Source organism: Bradyrhizobium guangxiense (assembly GCF_004114915.1).
Classification (GTDB): Bacteria; Pseudomonadota; Alphaproteobacteria; order Rhizobiales; family Xanthobacteraceae; genus Bradyrhizobium; species Bradyrhizobium guangxiense.
Genome location: NZ_CP022219.1, coordinates 1,287,245 through 1,305,818 on the forward strand (window position 1 = coordinate 1,287,245; position 18,574 = coordinate 1,305,818).

Genomic DNA, 18,574 nt, shown 5'->3' on the forward strand with positions numbered 1-18,574 from the left:
CTCCATTTGCATCAAGGACAGTCTTACTGACCTATATTTTTACAAGATTTACAAAATAACATCTATTACATGTTCTTATGTTACATGACATCACCAATAAAAAACAAGCCATCTATACGAAGTTTCTGTTTTGGCGTTTAGCTCCTGACACGCATCTCGCAATGCAGTGTCAAGAATGTCGATGGCAAGCCATCGCCATCGTCAGCGAAAGGATCAGGCACATGAACTACCAGCCCCGCGGCATCAGCACCCTCCAGGGTCCGTCTTCGTATCTGGACGAGGTCAAGGCGGCCCAGGCGCTCCTCGAGACCCAGCCGACCTGGAACGGCGTGTCGGCCGAGGCCGTCGCGCGCATGCGCCTGCAGAACCGCTTCAAGACCGGCCTCGACGTTGCCCGCTACACCGCGGCGCTGATGCGGGCCGACATGGCCGCCTATGACAAGGACCCGACCAAGTACACCCAGTCGCTGGGGTGCTGGCACGGCTTCATCGCCCAGCAGAAGCTGATCTCGGTCAAGAAGCACTTCGGCGGCAAGACCGACCGCACCTATCTGTATCTCTCGGGCTGGATGATCGCGGCGCTGCGCTCTGAGTTCGGTCCGCTGCCCGACCAGTCGATGCACGAGAAGACCTCGGTGCCGGCGCTGATCGAGGAGCTCTACACCTTCCTGCGTCAGGCGGACTCCCGTGAGCTCAACGACATCTTCCGCCTGCTCGACAAGGCGCGCAAGGAAGGCGACAAGACCCGTGAGCAGGAGCTGATCGCGAAGATCGACAACTTCCAGACCCATGTCGTCCCCGTCATCGCCGACATCGACGCCGGTTTCGGCAACGCCGAGGCGACCTATCTGCTCGCCAAGAAGATGATCGAAGCGGGCGCCTGCGCGCTGCAGATCGAGAACCAGGTCTCGGACGAGAAGCAGTGCGGCCACCAGGACGGCAAGGTCACCGTGCCGCACGAGGTCTTCCTGGCGAAGATCCGCGCCTGCCGCCATGCCTTCCTCGAGCTCGGCATCGAAGACGGCATCATCGTGACCCGCACCGACTCGCTCGGCGCCGGCCTGACCCAGCAGATCGCCGTCAGCCACAAGCCCGGCGACATCGGCGACCAGTACAACAGCTTCCTCGACTGCGAGGAAGTGACGCCGGAGAACGCCAGGAACGGCGACGTCATCATCAACCGCAACGGCAAGATGATGCGTCCGAAGCGGCTGCCCTCCAATCTCTACCAGTTCCGCCCCGGCACCGGTGCAGACCGCTGCGTGCTGGATTGCATCACCTCGCTGCAGAACGGCGCCGACCTGCTCTGGATCGAGACCGAGAAGCCGCATATCGAGCAGATCGCCAGCATGGTCGACCGCATCCGCAAGGTGGTGCCGAACGCCAAGCTCGCCTACAACAACTCGCCGTCGTTCAACTGGACCCTCAACTTCCGTTGGCAGGTCTACGACGCAATGAAGGAAGCGGGCCAGGACGTCAGCAAGTACAACCGTGCCGAGCTGATGAAGGCGGAGTACGACGACACGCCGCTGGCGAAGGAGGCCGACGAGCGCATCCGTACCTTCCAGGCGGATTCGGCCAAGCGCGCCGGCATCTTCCATCACCTGATCACGTTGCCGACCTATCACACGGCGGCGCTCTCGACCGACAATCTCGCGAAGGAGTATTTCGGCGAGCAGGGCATGCTGGGCTACGTCAAGAACGTCCAGCGCGCCGAGATCCGTCAGGGCATCGCCTGCGTGAAGCACCAGAACATGGCCGGCTCCGACATCGGTGACGACCACAAGGAGTACTTCGCCGGCGAAGCAGCCCTCAAGGCGGGCGGCGCCCACAACACGATGAACCAGTTCGGCTAACGCATCGCGTCATTCGAGAGGAGACTGACAATGACCAAAGGCAGCAATTTCTGGGTGATCGGCGGCGAGTTCGGCTCGATGAACTTCCACAAGCTCGTGGAGGGCTCCGCCCAGGTCAAAGGTCCGTTCAAGACCCGCAAGGAAGCCGAGGACTGCTGGAAGGAAGTCTCGGAAGAGAGCCGCCACAAGGCCGGCGTCCGCTTCTCGATCGTGGAAGAGCCCTCGCGCGTCTCGGCCTGATCGCCCTCATTTAAGAAGACGTCCAAGGACGGATGGTCCCATCCAGGCGCTGCCTGGGTGGGATCGTCTGTTTTTGGCACAGGTGAAACGGCTGTGGGCGCCGTAAGTCTCTGGAATTGTAGGCCTTTGCGGAAGGTTTGGTTGCTGATAGGTTAATGGGGATAAGTCGAGGACGAGGCCGACAATGTCAGAGCCCGAGACCAGCGGGATCCATCCCGGCCAGCCGCGCCCGGTGCGGCTGCGCGATGCGCTGCTGCGCGCGCGGATCGAGGCCGCCGACCGGACCGGCGTCGTCGTCGATCTCAGGGACGCCGAGGTGGCGCGGCTCGAGATCCTCAACGATGCGCTTGATCCCCTGTTCGCACAGGTGCCGGAGCAGATCGACCTGTTCGACCGCGGCGTCAGCCAGGGCGATACGCCGAGACTCTGGATCGACGTCGTCGCCCACATCGTGATGGGGCGCGACAAGCGGATGTACCGCTTCGTCCAGGACACCCGCTTCGGCCGCATCGTGCTCGCCGAATCGCACGACACCGCAATGATCGTGGAAGCCGTTACCGACTATGTCGCGCGCCGCATGATCGAGCGCGAGCGCGCCATGGTGGTCCCGCCCGAGCCGCATACCCCGGTCGCCGCGCCGCCGCGCCGCTCGCGCCTGTGGCCGTTCGTGTTCGGATTCCTGCTCGGCGCCGCCGCGCTGTTCGGGCTTGCCGTGGTGGCGGCCTTGCGGAGCTGGTGAGGACAATCACTGTCATTCCGGGGCATGCGAAGCATGCCCCCGGAATCCATCGAGCCATGGCACATGAGGGTGGATGGATTCCGGGTTCGCGCTGCCGTGCGCCCCGGAATGACAGCGGGTCTAAATCAACCTCACATGCTTGATCTGCCCGATCTGAAATCCAGCCCCGAGGCTTCGCACCGTCTGCTCGCAGCGCCAGCCGGCATTGTCCTTCTCGATCTTGAACAGGTTATAGGCCGCCGCCGGGTAGCGTCCGTGCGCAAGCGCGGAAGCCGAGGGCACGCCGAGCGCGGGAATGTTGCCGTTGGGCCCCTCGAACCACACAGTCGAATGAACGTGGTCATGCCCGTGCAGGATCAACTCGACGCCATGGCGCTTGAGCAGCGCCAGCAATGCGGCCGCGTCTGTCATCCGCTTCTGGCGAGCATCGGATTTCAGCGGGTGATGCACCAGCAGCACGCGGAAGACGTCCTCGGCCGGGAGCCGTTCGAGCACCTCTTCGAGCGCGGCGAGCTGATCGCGCCCGAGCGTGCCCGTCGCCATCAGCGGCAGGGTCGGTACTGCTGTCGACAGGCTGATCAGCGCGAGCGGCCCGCGCCGGCGCACCGAGGGAAAGCCGATGCGGCCGTCGTCGCCCGCAAGATAGGGGCCAAACGTCTCGCCGAAGCGATGCGAGGTGGCGCGGACATAGGCGTCGTGATTGCCGGGAATCGTGGTGACGCGGTCGGGCGGACCGACACTGTCGAGCCAGGCGCGGGCAGGGGCGAACTCGGCTTCGAGCGCGAGGTTGACGAGATCGCCCGTCACCGCGATGTGGTCGGGCGCCTGCGCCTTCATGTCGGCGACCAGCGCGTCGAGCACCTCGCGGCGCTGGTACTTGTGGCGGTTGCGCGTCCAGTTGACGTAGCCGAACGCGCGCTTGCCCGCGAGCTCGATCAGCCGCGGCTTCGGCAGGGGCGCCAGGTGCGGATCGGACAGGTGGGCGAGCGTGAAGGGAGCCAGCCTGTTGTAAGTCATGGGGCGCGATTGCCTCGCTATTGCTCCGCTGTAATGGCAAGGTCGCGAGGACTGCGCAAGCAGCGCCTGAACCGCGGCATCGAGGGAGCCTGATGGGAGAACGTCTGAACCGGGTCCGACGGGCATGCGAGCCCCTGCTGCGGCGAATCTTCCACGCCTATTTCCGGATCGTCCGCGGCATGACGCTCGGCGTCCGCGCCGTGGTGCTGGATGCCGAGAATCGGGTGTTCCTGGTCAGGCATAGCTATCTCAGCGGCTGGTACCTGCCCGGTGGCGGCGTCGACTATGGCGAGACCATGGAACAGGCGATGCGGCGCGAGCTCAAGGAGGAGGGTGACATCGACGTCACCGGAGCTGCCGCGCTGCACGGCATCTTCCTCAACAGCCACATCTCCCGCCGCGACCACGTCGCGGTCTACGTGGTCAGGCAGTTCAGGCAGGACGGCCTGCCCGAGCCCAATCGCGAGATCGTCGAATGCGGGTTCTTCGCGACCACGGCGCTGCCCGAGGACACCACGCTCGGTACGCGGCTGCGGATCGCGGAAGTGCTTGATGGTCGGCCTCTGATTGCGACGTGGCGCTGAGGGCGGTCTGTGCTAGTAACCCGCTCGATGCGCCCGGCAGACCACGCCTCTCGGGCGCGAGCCGACAAGCCTCGGAGTGCTGCCCCGATGACCACAACGCAACTTCGCATCGCGGTGCTGGTGCCCTGCTACAACGAGGAAGCGGCGGTCGCGACCGTCGTTGCCGATTTCCGCAAGGCGCTGCCTTCGGCCACGATTTACGTCTACGACAACAATTCGCGCGACCGCACCGCGGCGGTCGCGCGCGAGGCGGGAGCGATCGTTCGCAGCGAGCGCCGGCAGGGCAAGGGCCACGTCGTGCGTCGCATGTTCGCCGACGTCGAGGCCGACGTCTATGTGCTGGTCGACGGCGATGCCACTTACGATGCGCCGAGCGCACCACGCATGATCGACAGGCTGCTGGACGATCATCTCGACATGGTGGTCGGCCTCCGCGTCGATCAGGTCCAGGCCGCCTACCGGCTCCGCCACCGCACCGGCAATCGCATGCTGACCGGCTTCCTGGCCTCGACCTTCGGTCACGCCTTCAAGGACATTCTGTCCGGCTACCGGGTGTTCTCACGCCGCTTCGTCAAATCTTTCCCCGTCCTCTCCGACGGCTTCGAGATCGAGACCGAGCTGGCGGTCTATGCGCTGGAGCTGTCGCTACCGGTCGCCGAGATCGAGACCCCCTATTACGCGCGCCCCGAAGGCTCGTTCTCCAAGCTCAACACCTGGCGCGACGGGTTTCGCATTCTCGGCACCATGCTGAAGCTCTACCGCTCGGAGCGCCCGTTGCGCTTCTTCACGGTGATCGGAATCCTGCTGGCGCTCGTCTCGATCATTCTTGCGATTCCGATCGTGATCACCTTCATCGAGACCGGCCTCGTGCCGCGCCTGCCCACCGCCGTGCTGTCGATGGGCCTGATGATCATGGCCCTGCTGTCGGTGTCGTCGGGACTCGTGCTCGACACGGTCACACGGGGACGGCGGGAGATGAAGATGCTGGCCTATCTGTCCCAACCGGCGTTGAAAAGGAGCTGAACGCCGTCGTTGCCCGATGGACCGGGCTGCGTTCAGGTGCTATCCCGCGATTGACATGAGCGATCTCTCACTGACCATCCTTCCCGAAGCCGCCGGCGACGCCCAGGCGATCGAACGGCTGCACGAACGTACCTTCGGTCCGGGCCGCTTCGTGCTCAGCGCCTACCGGATTCGCGAGCACGTCGACCATCTGCTCGAATTGTCGTTCACCGCGCGCATCGGCACCCTGCTGGTCGGCTCGGTCAGGCAATTGCCGATCCTGATCGGCGACACGCCGGCGCTGCTGCTCGGGCCGCTGACGGTCGAGCCGCCGTTCCGCGACCGCGGCATCGGCCGTCTGTTGATGGAGCGCGCGCTGAAGGACGCGAAAGCAAGGGGCCACGCCATCGTGCTGTTGGTCGGCGACGAGCCCTATTACAGCCGCGTCGGCTTCAAGCAGGTCCCCAAGGGCCGCGTCACCATGCCCGGCCCGGTCGACGCCGCGCGTATCCTGGTGTTCGAGCTGGTCGATGGCGCCTTCGAAGGTGTGTCGGGCCCGGTCGGTCCCGACTGGAGCAAGGCGCGCGGGTAGCTCGATCCGGGCTACGGCACCGCGAATGGAGTATGGCCAATGCTGGTGCGCCCCGCCGATCCCGCCGAGATCGATCGCCTGGCCCAGCTATGGCACGATGCCTGGCATGGAGCTCATGCGCATCTTGCGCCGCCCGAGCTGGTTCGCCTTCGCACGCAGGCGAACTTTCGCGATCGTCTCGCAGCCATGCTTGCCGATATTCGCGTCGTCGGCCCGCCCGGCGCGCCGCTCGGTCTGTGCGTCGTCAGGGGTGATGAGCTGTACCAGCTCTTCGTGTCGCCGGCTGCCCACGGGACGGGCGGGGCTGCCGCACTGATCGCCGACGCCGAGACCCGCCTCGCCGCGCGTGGTGTGGAGCTGGCGTGGCTCGCATGTGCGGTCGGCAACATGCGCGCTGCGCGATTCTACGAGAAGAGTGGCTGGGGCAACGCCGGCACCTTCGTGATGATGTCGGAGACGTCGCAGGGGCCGTTCCCCATGGACCAGTGGCGCTTCGAGAAGCGGCTCGCGCACGGGCCGTAGCCCGGACGGAGCGAAGCAATCCAGAAACTTGCCGCACCGGCAGCTTGGATTGCTCCGTCGCAAGGGCTCCTCGCAATGACGTTGCGCCGAGGTCCTCTGAGACCCCGGCGGATAGTTCAGAACTTGAAGTTCGCAAACGCCCGCACGCCGATGCCGGGCATCAAGACCTCGTCCTTGGTGTAGGACACCGAGTTGCGGATGTTCTCGTTGAGGAGGTTGTTGCCGACGATGCCGGCCATCATCTCGCGAGCACCGAACCAGTTGCGGTCCAGCTTGGTCTTGTAGCTGACCTCGGCCTTCAGCAGATTGTAGCCCGCCGTCGGCGTCTCCGCGATCACGGCGACGTTGTTCTGCGCGAAGGCGTGCAACAGGTTGACGCGCATCAGCCAGTTGTCGTCGCGCCAGAACACGCCGCCGCCCATCCGCAAGGGTGGAATCCGCGGCACGTTGGTGCCGTCAGAGAAGGTGGCGCGGACGAAGTCGAGCTGGTTCTCGATGCCCCAGATGCCGCCCTGGAAGGCGCCGACGTCGAGCTGCGACTGGAATTCGCCGCCGCGGAAGTTCGCGTTGCGCTGCGAGTACACCGCCTGGTTCAGCTCGGCGCCCGGATTGCCGCAGGACGCAAAATCGTCGTCGCACATCACGCCGGTGAGGCGGCGATAGATGAAATTGTCGAAATGCGTGTAGTAGACGGTCGCCTCGAAGCGGAACGGTCCCGTCGCCCTGCGCACGCCGAGCTCGACCGATTTCGCCGTCTCGATGGTGAGGTTGGGATTGCCGATGTCGAACGTCGCGGTCGCGTCATGGCCGCCGCGGGAGAACAATTCGGCCGCCTTCGGCGCGCGCTCGACATATTGCGCGGTGATGCTGCCGACCATGCCGCCCGGCAAGTCCTGCAGCAGGCCGATGCTGCCGCTCTTGGGCGTGAAGGACGGATTGCGCGCGATCGCCGCCTGCGGCGCGCCGTTGGGCAGATAGTCCGCAGGGAAGTCCGGCGTCGTGCCGTGCAGCTCGACATGCTCGATGCGGCCGGCGATCTGCGCCCGCGTCGCCTCCGTGAACTTGAACTCGTTGAAGGCGTAACCGGCAACGCGCGTGCTGTTGTTGGGGTCCCACAGGCCGTTGAACAGCGTGCCGGGATTGTCGGGGCTCGGCGCGCTCAATTCTTGGTGCCCGACCTGGAAGCCCAGCGCCGTCGTCACCTCGGCGAAGCGCGCGTTGAACGGCATCAGCTGCACCTCGGTGCGGATCTCCTGCTCCTTGTTGGTGAAGGTCTGCCTGATGCCGTCGCTGTTGAGGTCGGCGGGATCGGCAAGGCCGAGCTCGTTGTGACGGTAGTCGGTGGCGCCGGCCCAGAAGCGGACCGCGTCGATCGCGGCGGCGTCGGGATGATACTCGCCCTTGACGTTGATCTTGGTCTGGTGGCCGTCGATTCGGGTGTTGTGGTCGGCGCCGTCGATGCCGGGGATGTGGTAGAGCGAATCGTTCTGCGTGATCGATGCGCCGATATAGCCGCCCTGGAAGAAATAGGAGCCGCCGATCGAGGCGCCGTCCGAACGCGTCGCCGAGTTCGGCTGGCGGCCGTTCACGGAGCGCGATTGGTCGTTTAGATAGGGATAGCCCGGAATGGCGTAGTCGGAGGTCGTGCGGCCATAGGCGTCGGCGTGGAACGCAAAATTGCCGCCGCCGGTGTCGACCAGCACGCCGCTTTCGACGCCGCGGTCGACCGAAGAGAACGCGGTGCGGGTCTCGGCGGTGACGCAAGGCGAGGTCGCTGCGCTCGCAAGCGGAGCCTTGGTCGGCAGGCCGTAGCTTTGGAACGAGGGCGCGCAGGAGGGCAGCGCGTCCGGAATCCGGTTGTTGGTGGCGCTGACGACGCCGCCGATCGAGGTCGAGCCGTAGCGTAGCGCGGCGGGTCCACGCACGACCTCGATCTGGTTGGTTGCGAGCGGATCGACCGGGACGAAATGATCCTCGCCGAGATCGGATGCGCCGCCCGAATTGGTGCCGTTCTCGACGATGCCGACGCGATTGACGTCGAGACCTCGGATGATCGGCCGGCTGGAGGCGCCGGGCGCAAAGCTGGAGCCGGTGATGCCCGGTTTCGAGAACAGGATATCGCCGAGCTGACCGCCGCCCTCGCGGCGGATCTCGTCGTTCGGCACGACTGTGACCGTGGCGAACTGGTTGGTCACGACAGGCAGCACGCCCTGCTGCGGCGTGGTGGGTACGGGGGCCGCCGGCGCCGCTTCGGCCGTTTGCTCGCGGTTGCGCACGCGCGCGGTCCGCATGCCGCGGCCGGAATTGCGGGACGGCACCGCCGCCCTGCGCACGATCGGGCTCGGAGCGGTCACGGTGACGGCGGGGATCTCGGTCGACGATTTGTCTTGTGCAGGCGTTTGGGCCGGTTCTTGCGCGAACGCGGATGTCGCGGCGGCACCGAGCAGGAGCAGGCTTGCTCCGCCAAGACGCTGCGCGCGTCGCAATTGAAATGACATGGTCCTGATTCCAGTCAGGCGCCGTCCGCACGATTGTTTGCTGATCGGAGGCGGCCTGCCGTCGCGGCGCGACGGAATTCGACTTCAACTTCTCCCCAAGCATTCGCCGATGTGCAGCGAGCCCGGGCGTGATCAAGCGATATTGGAGGTCAGGACGCGGGAGGGGCGCGCGGCTGGAACGCCGTGCCGGCCGATTTCAGATGGAGAAACTCGGCGTCGGTGGTGCGGTAGAGCAGGTCAATCGCCTGCGGCAGCTGCAACAGAGGCGGCGTCGCGAACAGGATCGTGCCCGCCATCGCGACCACGGCGCAGATCGCGCAATTATCGTCGGCTGGATGCTCGCGGTCGGGGCCCGAGGGCGATTGCTTCTGGACGGCGGCGCGGTCGACCGCGGAAACGCTCTTGGTGTTATCGGCCTGCTCCAACGAGGACTGAGCAAGCGGTGAGGCCTGGGCGAACCAATGGCTATGGCCGAATGTCAGCGCGAACTGCACCAGCATCGCGAACAACGCGAGCCGGGCACCGTGCCTGATATTCGACCGGAACCACTTCATCTGGAAAGCCACCCCCACGTCGCGAGGCGCCAATCCGCGGCGGCTGCGATGTTATAATGTAACATCGCAGTATTGCTCGGCGGATGTCAACGGTGGGCGGCCGGGTGGATGCACGCCCCCGTGCGATGTGTCGTTCCGGCCACTAAGGTGCGACGAGGTTGCATCGCTGCGACGATGGGAGAGGTTGACCGAGCCAACGAGCCATCGAATTCCAGCAGATCACCGCCCCTCGCGCACCCACGTCGCCGCAAATGCGCCGAGCAGAAGCAGAAGGCCGATCAGGCCGGCAAAGATCGGCAGCACGCCGACGCCCTTCACCACGCTGGCATCGCGCATCCGCACGCCCATCCAGCCGTCGCCGGCAAAGACGCTGGCCGAACGCACGGGCAGAATGCGCGGCAGCTCGACGCTGGTGCCATCAGCCACGCGTACCGCGTTGCCGCCGGTCGCCTGCGTCAGGGGCTTCAAAGTGTCGACGGTGGAAGTGACTTCCGAAAACTCCTTCGGATTGGTCGGGCCGACATTGATCAATGCCTTCAGCGTGCCGTCGGTGGCTTGCCACAGGCCGAGCTCGTTCGCCGGCAGGCTGCCGCGCCACTCGCCGGGATCGCCTGCGCTCAACGTCAGATCCTGCGACACGCCCGACGGCGAGGTCACGCTGACGGGCTGGACGCTGTCTGCCATGGTCTGGCGCACCACGACGAGGTTCTTGCCCTGCACCTGCAGGCGCAGCGCCTCCTCGTCGAGGTCGGGCTGCTTCATCAGCCAGTGCGACATCCGCCGCAAGAGATCGAGATGCGGCCCGCCGCCTTCATAGCCGCGTGCCCACAGCCAGATGTGGTCGGACAGCAGAAGCGCGACCCGGCCCTCGCCGAAGCGCGACAGGAACAGAAGCGGCTTGCCGTCGGCCCCCGTCATCACCGGCGGGTTGGCGGAATTGCGGGTGTCGACGGTGCGGAAGAACCGGCTCCAGCGCGGCGGCTCGCTGGCGGAGCCCTCCAGGGCGCGCGTGACCGGATGGCGTTTGCCGATGTCGGACAGATGCGCATAGAACGGCTTTTCCGTCACGCCGACCGGCTCCGCCGGCAGCACCGAATCCAGCGGCGTGCGCCAGATGCTGGTGTTGGAGGCGTAGTCGGGCCCGGCCGAGACCAGCACTGCCCCGCCGCCGCGCACATAGCGCGCGATGTTGTCGAAATAGGCAATCGGCAGCACGCCCTGACGGGCGTAGCGGTCGAAGATGATCAGCTGGAATTCGTTGATCTTCTGCTGGAACAGCTCGCGGGTCGGAAACGCGATCAGCGACAATTCGTTGATCGGCGTGCCGTCCTGCTTCTCCGGCGGACGCAGAATGGTGAAATGCACAAGGTCGACGCTGGCGTCGGACTTCAAGAGATTGCGCCAGGTGCGCTCGCCGGAATGCGGCTCACCCGAGACCAGCAGCACGCGCAGCTTGTCGCGCACGCCGTCGATAGCGACGACGGCGCGGTTGTTCACCGGCGTCAATTCGCGCTCGAGCGGGGAGGCCTCGATCTCGACGATGTTCGGGCCAGCATGCTTGATGTCGACGTCGACGCTTGCACTCTGGCCGCTCGAGAGTGTCCGTTCGTTGATGACCTCGCCGTCCCTGCGGACCGTGACCTTGGCGCGCTCGCCGCTGACGCCCTGGTCGTCGAGGCGATAGCTGATGGTCTGGGTCTGTCCGACGATGCCGAAGCGCGGCGCGGCCGTGACCGCGATGCGGCGGTCGCGCTCGTCCTTCTGGCCGGTGATCAGCGCCTGCACCGGCGCCTGGAAGCCCAGCGCGGCGGCGTTCGCCGGAATGTCATGGACGCGGCCGTCGGTGATCAGGAACGCGCCGGCGACGCGGTCGACCGGAACATCCGACAGGGCCGAGGCGAGCGCGCTGAACAGCTTTGTGCCGTCGGTCTCGCCGTCGGCCTGCCCGGCCTCGACGACGCGCACCTCCAGCCCCTTGATCTTCTTCAGGCTGTCGACCAGCGCTTCCTGCGCTTGCGCAGCCTCACGATTGCGGCTGCCGAAATTCTGGCTCGGGCTCTTGTCGACCACGATGGCGGCGACCGAGGGGAGGGGCTCGCGATCCTCGCGGGGGAAGGAGGGATTGGAAAGCGCCAGCAGGAACAGCGCCAGCGCGGCCACGCGCACGGCGGCGCCGCGTGCACGCGCCACCAGCAGCACGAGCGCGACGATGATGATCGCGGCGAGCGCGAGCCACAGCACGATCGCGGGGACAAGCGGCGTGAATGCGATGCCGTAGTTCATCAAACAGACCTATCAACGTCATTCCGGGGCGATGCGAAGCATCGAACCCGGAATCTCGAGATTCCGGGTCTGGTCCTTCGGACCATCCCGGAATGACGGAGCGTGTGAATCAAGCTGGTCATGCGCATCTCTATTGCCCCAGCCGTTCGATCAGGGCCGGTGCGTGCACCTGGTCGGCCTTGTAGTTGCCGGTCAGCGTGTACATCACGATGTTGGCACCGGCGCGGTAGGCGAATTCGCGTTGGCGGGTGTCGCCGCCGGTCACCGGCAGCATGGCCTGCCCGTCGGGCCGCACGGCCCAGGCGCCGGCGAGGTCGTTCGAGGTGATGATGATCGGCGAGACGCCGTCGCCGCCGCGGGCCGGCCGCTGGGCGCTGTCATCGTCCTCGTCGCGCGGCAGAGTCTCGACCCAGGTCTGGCCGGTCACGAAGCGGCCGGGGAAGTCGCGCAGCAGATAGAAGGTCTTGGTCAGCACGTGCTCGCGCGGCACCGGCTCGAGCTCGGGGACGTCGAGCGAGGACAGGATCTCGCGCAGCGTCTGCATGCCCGGGGTCTGCGCGGCGCCGTTCGCGCCGGGCGGGGCTTCGACCGCATCGCGGGTGTCGAACAGCACGGTGCCGCCCTGCTTCATGTAGGCGTCGATCTTGTTGATGGCATCCTGCGGCGGCTTGGGTGCGCCGGGCACGATCGGCCAGTAGATCAGCGGGAAGAAGGCGAGCTCGTCGCGCGCGGGATCAACCCCCACGGGATCGCCGGCCTCGAGTGCGGTGCGCTGCGCCAGGAACAGCGTCAGCCCGTTCATCCCCGCTTTGACGATGGAATCGACGTCGGCATTGCCGGTGACGACATAGGCGAGGCGGGTCTGCGCCGTCGCTCGCATCGCGAAATCGTCCGTGGCGCTGTCGGCGCGTGACGGCGTCGGTGCGAGCGCGACGAGGCCTGCGAGCACGAGGCCAAGCACGATCATGGCGGGCGCGGCGCGGCGGCGCAGCAGCGCGGCGATCCCGCCGCCGAGCACCGCGACGATGATGGCGTCGATCAGGAACAGCGTGAGCGCCGTCGACAGCAGCCAGCCGCGCAAGTCCTGCGGCTCGGCGTTGGTGTAGGTGGCGTGCCGGGCGCGCAGGCCCGCGGTGTTGAGGGCCGCGATGCGGTCGGCGCTGGCAAGTGTGTTCACGGCGAGCGGTCCTTCAGCCGGGCCATAGAAGCCTGGCGGATGATCTGGGGTGGCGCGATCGCGGTAATCCGCGGCCAGCGGTTTTGCGGTCGCCGGCGGCGGGCCGAAGGCGCCAAAACCGTCGAGCATGTGCAGCGGCGCCACCGTCTCAGAGGTCGCTTCGCTGGCGACGCCGGCGCCGGGCTTGGACGTGTAGCCGGACATGTCGACCACGCGCCTCAGCATCTCGACGAAGATGCCCGACATCGGCAGATCCGACCAGCGCATGTCGGCGCTGACGTGAAACAGGCCGACCACGCCCTTGCCGCGATGCTCGCCGGTGACGAGTGGCGTGCCGTCCTCCAGCGAGGCCCAGCTCTTGGTGGCGAGCACCGCGTCGGGCTCGGCCAGCACCTGGCGGCTCACGGTGACGTCCTTGGGCACCACGACGCCGGCGAACGGGCCGTCGGCGGCGAAGGAGGCGAGATGCTGCGGCTTCTCCCAGGTCAGGCTGCCGCCGAGCGTACGGCCGCCCTTGCGCAGCTTGACCGGCACGAGGTCGTCCTCGGCCTGCGCCAGGCGCGGACCTGCGAACCGCACCAGGACGCCGCCCTGATCGATCCAGGCATTGAGGCGCTCGCGCAGCTCCGGCGCGATGGTGCCGACATCGGCGAGGATGATCATCGGCAGCTTCTGATCGAGGAATTGCGTGATGCCCTGCTGCGGCGAGCCCTTGTCGGCGAGCCTGACGTCGGCGAACGGCGCCAGCGCGCGGGTGAGATAGAAGGTCGGCGCCAGCAGCGGCTGCGCTGTCTCGCTGGTCGAGCCCGAGACGATGCCGATGGCGCGGCGGCGCCAGCGCTTGTCGAGCAGCTGCACCGCACCGGCAGAGCGCTCGCCCGAGATCTCGAGCCGGGTGATGTCGTTGCGCAGCTCGACCGGCAGATCGAACACCGCGTCGGTCTCCTTGTCCTGCGGACCGAACGAATAACGGGCTTCGCCGATCGGCGAGGCCTTCTGGTCCAGCGCGCGCACGGTGCCGACGGCGATGCCGCTGTCGGTGCGCAGCACCTTCACCGTCATCCTGGCGGCGGCGTTCTCGGCCGCGACCAGCGCCAGCGGCGAGGAGGTGCCACCTTCGAACACGGTCAGGCTGCGCTCGCCGATGGTCTTGCCGAGGCCGGCCACGAAGTCCTCGCCGCGGCCGGTGTCGACGCCGTCGGACAGCCAGGCGATCTCGCAATCACCGCTGGCCTTGAGAAAGCGGTCGATGGCAGCCAGCGTCTCGACGCGGTCGATCGAATAGGGCTTTGGCGCGAGCTGACGCAGCGCGACGCGCGCCGCGCCCGCCGGCATCAGGGTGATGTCGCGGTTCGGCTCGGACAGCGGCACCAGCGCGATCGCACGGCGATCATTGTCGGCATTGGCAATCAGCTCGTCGGCGGCCCTGATCCGGACGTCCCAGTGCGATGCCGCGCTCCAGCCGTCGTCGAACATGATCATCAGCGGCGCCTTGCTGCCCGCGGTGCCTGCTTGCGGATTCCAGATCGGGCCGGCGGCCGCAAAGATCACCAGCGCCGCGGCGAGCAGGCGCAGCGCGGTCAGCCACCACGGCGTCCGCGAGGGCGTCTCCTCGCGCGGCGCGATGTCGAACAACAGGCGCGTCGGCGGAAACTCGATCCGGCGCGGCCGCGGCGGCATCACGCGCAACAGCCACCACAGCACCGGCAGGCTGACGAGGCCGATCAGGAGCAGCGGTTCGGTGAAGGCGAGCGGCAGTCCCATCATGCGGCCGGCCCCGCCTTGATCGTCGTGGTGCGGGCGCCCGACTTGCTCACCTGCATGCCGGCATGCAGGAACAGCAAGAGCTCGGCAGCGGAGCGGTCGGTGGCATGCGTGGTGAACAGCCAGTCGAGCTTGTTGGTCTCGGCGCGGATCTGGTCGCGGTGCAGCGCCAGCCGCGCGGTGTAATCCTGCACCCAGCTCTCGGCGCGGCCGGCGGTGATCACGCCGAAGCCCTCGGGCTCGACGAACTCGACACGGCCGGAATAGGGGAACGATTCTTCGGCGGGATCGACGACCTGCACCAGCGTGCCGTGCGCGCCGGAGCCGGAGAGCCCTGCGAGCGTCGCCCTGATCTCGGCGATCGGCGACCAGAAATCCGACAGCACGATGGTCTCGGCCAGCGCCGCGGGCACGAAGGACGGCGGCAGGCTGAGGCGGTCGGCATCGTCATGCAGCATCGCCTGCGCCATCTTGTCGATCACGCTGCGGCTCGCGGTCGGCGCCATCAGCCCGGGAATGCCGACGCGTTCGCCGCCAGAGACCAGCAGCTCGGCCAGCGCAAAGGCGACGATCAGCGTGCGCTCGAGCTTGGATTCGCGCGCGGTCTTGGAGGCGAAGGCCATCGAGGGCGAGCGGTCCGGCCAGATCCAAACCGTGTGCGAGGCTTCCCATTCGAGCTCGCGGACATAGAGATGGTCGTCACGCGCCGACCGCCGCCAGTCGACGTTCTGCGCGGGCTCGCCGGAGACGAAGCGGCGGTACTGCCAGAAATTCTCGCCGGAGCCGGCGCGGCGCCGTCCGTGCAGACCGTGGATGACGTTGGCGGCGATGCGGCGGGCTTCTAGCACCAGGCGCGGCAGCGAAGCTGCGAGCGTGCGGCTTTCGCCATCGGCACGTCGGATCGCAATGATCTCCTTCGCTGTGTGCCCGTTCTCCGCTGCCATCAACCGATCCGTGTCTTCAATTGCCGGATGACGTCCGGAATCGTTCGGCCTTCGGCGCGCGCTTGGAACGTCAGCGCCATGCGGTGCTTCAGCACGGGCTCGGCGAGGTCGAGCACGTCATCGACCGAGGGCGCCAGGCGTCCGTCGATCAGCGCGCGCGCACGCACCGCCAGCATCAGGGATTGGCTGGCGCGCGGACCCGGGCCCCAGGCGATGAACTTGCCGGCCTCGCCGGCGTCCGGACCCGGACGGGCCGAGCGCACCAGCGACAGGATCGCCTCGACCACGGAATCGCCAACCGGCAGGCGCCGGATCAGCCGCTGCGCGGTGATCAGCGCATCCGCCGTCATCGCTCCCTTCGCCAGCGTCTCCTCGGCGCCGGTGGTCTCGAACAGGATGCGGCGCTCGGCGTCGCGATCGGGATAGTCGACGTCGATCTCCATCAGGAAGCGGTCGAGCTGCGCTTCGGGCAGCGGATAGGTGCCTTCCTGCTCCAGCGGGTTTTGCGTCGCGAGCACATGGAAGGGTTTCGGCAGATCGTGGCGCGCGCCGGCGACGGTGATGTGCTGCTCCTGCATCGCCTGCAACAGCGCAGACTGCGTGCGCGGCGAGGCGCGGTTGATCTCGTCGGCCATCAGCAGCTGCGCGAACACCGGACCCGAAATGAAGCGGAAGGCGCGCTTGCCCGCGGTGCTCTCGTCCAGCACCTCGGCGCCAAGAATGTCCGACGGCATCAGGTCAGGCGTGAACTGGATGCGCTTGGCATCGAGACCGAGCGTGACGCCGAGCGTCTCGACCAGCTTGGTCTTGGCAAGGCCGGGCACGCCGATCAGCAGCGCATGGCCGCCGGAGAGGATGGTGACCAGCGTGTTCTCGATCACGCGATCCTGGCCGAAGATGATGGAGGCGATCGCATCCTTCGCTGCACGAACCTGGCTCGACACCTGCTCGGCCGAACGGACGATCCCATCCTCCAGTTTCTCGACACTCTCTGCCATCCGTTCGCTCCTTCAGCCCGCCACGCGGCTTGCTTGGGCCATCATGTCATCGCATCGCGTCAGATCATGGGCCTATGCTAGACTTGCAGGAAGGCCATGTATTCGTTGAATTAACCTATCCCCACCTTATCGGCTTCGGGTTATGTACGGCATCACGAAGTGGCGACCTTGCACACCGGACTAATCCGGGGTGGAACCGTGCACCCGAGTACAACGTAGACCTGCACCAATCGTGCCAAAGGACAAAGTCAGGGCAAACCATGGCGAACCAAGGGCAGAGCGCCGATCATGGTCTCGAGGGGCTGACTGCCGCCGCCAAAAGTGCAGCAAATGCCGAAGGTGCCAGGAAGGGCCTGCCTCCGGTGCATCTGTGGAATCCGCCGTTTTGCGGCGATCTCGACATCCGAATCGCCTCCGATGGTACTTGGTTCTACTTGGGGACGCCAATCGGGCGTCCCGCGCTGGTGCGGCTGTTTTCGACCATCCTCAAGCGCGAGGGCGACAAGCATTTCCTGGTCACGCCGGTGGAGAAGGTCGGCATCCGCGTCGACGATGCGCCGTTCATGGCGGTCGAGATGCAGACGGACGGTGAGGGCCGGCAGCGCGTGCTGCGCTTCCGTACCAATGTCGACGACTGGGTCACCTGCGATGCCGCGCACCGGCTGCGCTTCGAGCAGGCCGCGGACGGCGGGCTGACGCCCTATCTGCATGTTCGCGCCGATCTCTGGGCCAAGGTCACGCGGGCGCTCTATTACGATCTGGTTGACATGGGCGAGGAGCGGATGGTCGATGGCCAGCCGATGTTCGGCGTCGAATCGTCCGGCGAATTCTTCGCCATGGCCGATGCGGAGCAGGTGAGGGCCGCGCTTTGAACAAGCCCATTCTGACGACCGATCCGGTCCCGCTCGGCGCGGCGGATTTCTTCGCCCGCTCGAAGGCGAAGCTCGGCTTCGACGTCCCGCCCGGCCTCTACGATCCCAACATCATCCCGGCCTCGGGCGATCCCGGCACCGACAAGATGCTGGAGATCGTCGCGCGCGAGCAGCCGGTGCGCCCCGCCGCGGTCCTGATCGCCGTGGTCGATCATCCCGAGCCGACCATCCTGCTGACGCAGCGCTCGGCGCATCTCAACGATCATGCCGGCCAGATCGCCTTTCCCGGCGGCAAGATCGACGCGACCGATGCCTCGCCGCTCGACGCGGCGCTCCGCGAGGCCGAGGAGGAGGTCGGGCTATCCAGAGACTTCGTCGAACCGCTCGGCTATCTCGATCTCTACGGCACCGCGTTCGGCTTCCGCATCCTGCCGACGGTCGCTAAGGTCCGGCCGGGCTTCTCGCTCACCATCAACCATTCCGAGGTTGATGATGCGTTCGAGGTGCCGCTATCCTTCCTGATGAACCCGGTGAACCATCAGGTGCACAGCAAGGAATTCCGCGGCATGGAGCGGTTCTACTACGCGATGCCGTTCGCGGAGCGCTACATCTGGGGCGCCACCGCCGGAATGCTGCGTGTGCTGTATGAGCGGATCTATTCGTCATGATCCGGCCGGTTCTGACCGAGATCGGAATCTTTCTCATTCCCTTTGCCGTCTATGCGCTGTTCCTGGCCGCCACGCGGTCCGGCTTGTTCGCGCGCTCGTCCTGGCCGGTCACCGTCGTCGCGCGCCTCGTGCTCGCAGCGCTCGTGCTGGTCATCGCGGGGCTGATCGGCTTTGCGCACTACTCCGGCGCGCCGCCGGATTCGACGTACGTTCCCGCTCATATCGAGAACGGCAGGCTGGTGCCGGGCGTGGAAAGATAGGGGC

General features: G+C 66.4%; 17 protein-coding genes. 10 read left to right on the top strand and 7 right to left on the bottom strand.

The features are described from left to right. Positions 1-221 precede the first annotated feature (221 nt). The 3 genes from X268_RS06055 (at position 222) to X268_RS06065 (ending at position 2,835) form a co-directional block, all read left to right on the top strand. Positions 222-1,856: an isocitrate lyase gene (locus tag X268_RS06055; RefSeq protein ID WP_128924086.1), complete on the top strand. Its 1,635-nt coding sequence runs from the start codon at positions 222-224 to the stop codon at positions 1,854-1,856. A gap of 30 nt (positions 1,857-1,886) precedes the next feature. Further along, positions 1,887-2,096 carry a DUF4170 domain-containing protein gene (locus X268_RS06060; RefSeq protein ID WP_028134831.1) on the top strand — a complete coding sequence of 70 codons (210 nt, stop codon included), beginning with the start codon at positions 1,887-1,889 and terminating at the stop codon, positions 2,094-2,096. 184 nt (positions 2,097-2,280) lie between these two features. Further along, the gene (locus X268_RS06065) at positions 2,281-2,835 is read left to right on the top strand and encodes a hypothetical protein (protein WP_128924087.1); all 555 of its coding nucleotides are present in this window, start codon (positions 2,281-2,283) and stop codon (positions 2,833-2,835) included. A 120-nt stretch (positions 2,836-2,955) separates the two neighbouring features. Here X268_RS06065 and X268_RS06070 read toward each other — a convergent pair whose 3' ends face one another. Continuing rightward, complete coding sequence (locus X268_RS06070) at positions 2,956-3,837, bottom strand: metallophosphoesterase family protein (RefSeq protein WP_128929161.1); 882 nt, start codon at positions 3,835-3,837, stop codon at positions 2,956-2,958. A 107-nt stretch (positions 3,838-3,944) separates the two neighbouring features. Between X268_RS06070 and X268_RS06075 the strand changes: the two genes are divergently transcribed. The 4 genes from X268_RS06075 (at position 3,945) to X268_RS06090 (ending at position 6,552) form a co-directional block, all read left to right on the top strand. Further along, a complete protein-coding gene (locus X268_RS06075; RefSeq protein ID WP_128924088.1) occupies positions 3,945-4,436 on the top strand; it encodes an NUDIX domain-containing protein in 492 nt (163 codons plus the stop codon). An 87-nt stretch (positions 4,437-4,523) separates the two neighbouring features. Continuing rightward, positions 4,524-5,459 (top strand): glycosyltransferase family 2 protein, encoded by a 936-nt coding sequence (locus X268_RS06080; protein ID WP_128924089.1) that lies wholly within the window; start codon positions 4,524-4,526, stop codon positions 5,457-5,459. Positions 5,460-5,514: 55 nt separating this feature from the next. Next, complete coding sequence (locus tag X268_RS06085) at positions 5,515-6,030, top strand: GNAT family N-acetyltransferase (RefSeq protein ID WP_128924090.1); 516 nt, start codon at positions 5,515-5,517, stop codon at positions 6,028-6,030. Between the two features lie 39 nt (positions 6,031-6,069). Further along, complete coding sequence (locus X268_RS06090) at positions 6,070-6,552, top strand: GNAT family N-acetyltransferase (RefSeq protein WP_128924091.1); 483 nt, start codon at positions 6,070-6,072, stop codon at positions 6,550-6,552. Positions 6,553-6,668: 116 nt separating this feature from the next. Here X268_RS06090 and X268_RS06095 read toward each other — a convergent pair whose 3' ends face one another. The 6 genes from X268_RS06095 to X268_RS06120 form a co-directional block, all read right to left on the bottom strand. Then, positions 6,669-9,050 (bottom strand): TonB-dependent receptor, encoded by a 2,382-nt coding sequence (locus X268_RS06095; RefSeq protein WP_128924092.1) that lies wholly within the window; start codon positions 9,048-9,050, stop codon positions 6,669-6,671. Positions 9,051-9,199: 149 nt separating this feature from the next. Next, on the bottom strand, positions 9,200-9,604 hold the full coding sequence (locus X268_RS06100) for a DUF2946 domain-containing protein (protein WP_128924093.1): 405 nt from the start codon (positions 9,602-9,604) through the stop codon (positions 9,200-9,202). A 219-nt stretch (positions 9,605-9,823) separates the two neighbouring features. Next, positions 9,824-11,887, bottom strand: coding sequence for a hypothetical protein (locus X268_RS06105; protein ID WP_128924094.1), 2,064 nt, complete (start codon positions 11,885-11,887; stop codon positions 9,824-9,826). Between the two features lie 130 nt (positions 11,888-12,017). Beyond that, the gene (locus X268_RS06110; protein ID WP_128924095.1) at positions 12,018-14,831 is read right to left on the bottom strand and encodes a DUF4159 domain-containing protein; all 2,814 of its coding nucleotides are present in this window, start codon (positions 14,829-14,831) and stop codon (positions 12,018-12,020) included. Beyond that, complete coding sequence (locus tag X268_RS06115; protein ID WP_128924096.1) at positions 14,828-15,772, bottom strand: DUF58 domain-containing protein; 945 nt, start codon at positions 15,770-15,772, stop codon at positions 14,828-14,830. The genes X268_RS06110 and X268_RS06115 overlap by 4 nt, the downstream gene beginning before the upstream one ends. Beyond that, on the bottom strand, positions 15,772-16,770 hold the full coding sequence (locus X268_RS06120) for an AAA family ATPase (protein WP_128924097.1): 999 nt from the start codon (positions 16,768-16,770) through the stop codon (positions 15,772-15,774). The genes X268_RS06115 and X268_RS06120 overlap by 1 nt, the downstream gene beginning before the upstream one ends. Positions 16,771-17,030: 260 nt before the next feature. On the opposite strand from X268_RS06120, the gene X268_RS06125 reads away from it, so the two are divergent. Genes X268_RS06125 through X268_RS06135 form a run of 3 tightly spaced genes read left to right on the top strand, consistent with a single transcriptional unit; the run spans position 17,031 to position 18,570 of the window. After that, positions 17,031-17,642, top strand: a complete 612-nt coding sequence (locus tag X268_RS06125) for a DUF1285 domain-containing protein (protein WP_128924098.1) — start codon at positions 17,031-17,033, stop codon at positions 17,640-17,642. Further along, positions 17,639-18,310: a CoA pyrophosphatase gene (locus X268_RS06130; RefSeq protein ID WP_128924099.1), complete on the top strand. Its 672-nt coding sequence runs from the start codon at positions 17,639-17,641 to the stop codon at positions 18,308-18,310. The genes X268_RS06125 and X268_RS06130 overlap by 4 nt, the downstream gene beginning before the upstream one ends. Further along, entirely contained in the window at positions 18,307-18,570 is a 264-nt protein-coding gene (locus X268_RS06135; protein WP_128924100.1) for a DUF6111 family protein, read from the top strand. The genes X268_RS06130 and X268_RS06135 overlap by 4 nt, the downstream gene beginning before the upstream one ends. Positions 18,571-18,574 lie beyond the last annotated feature (4 nt).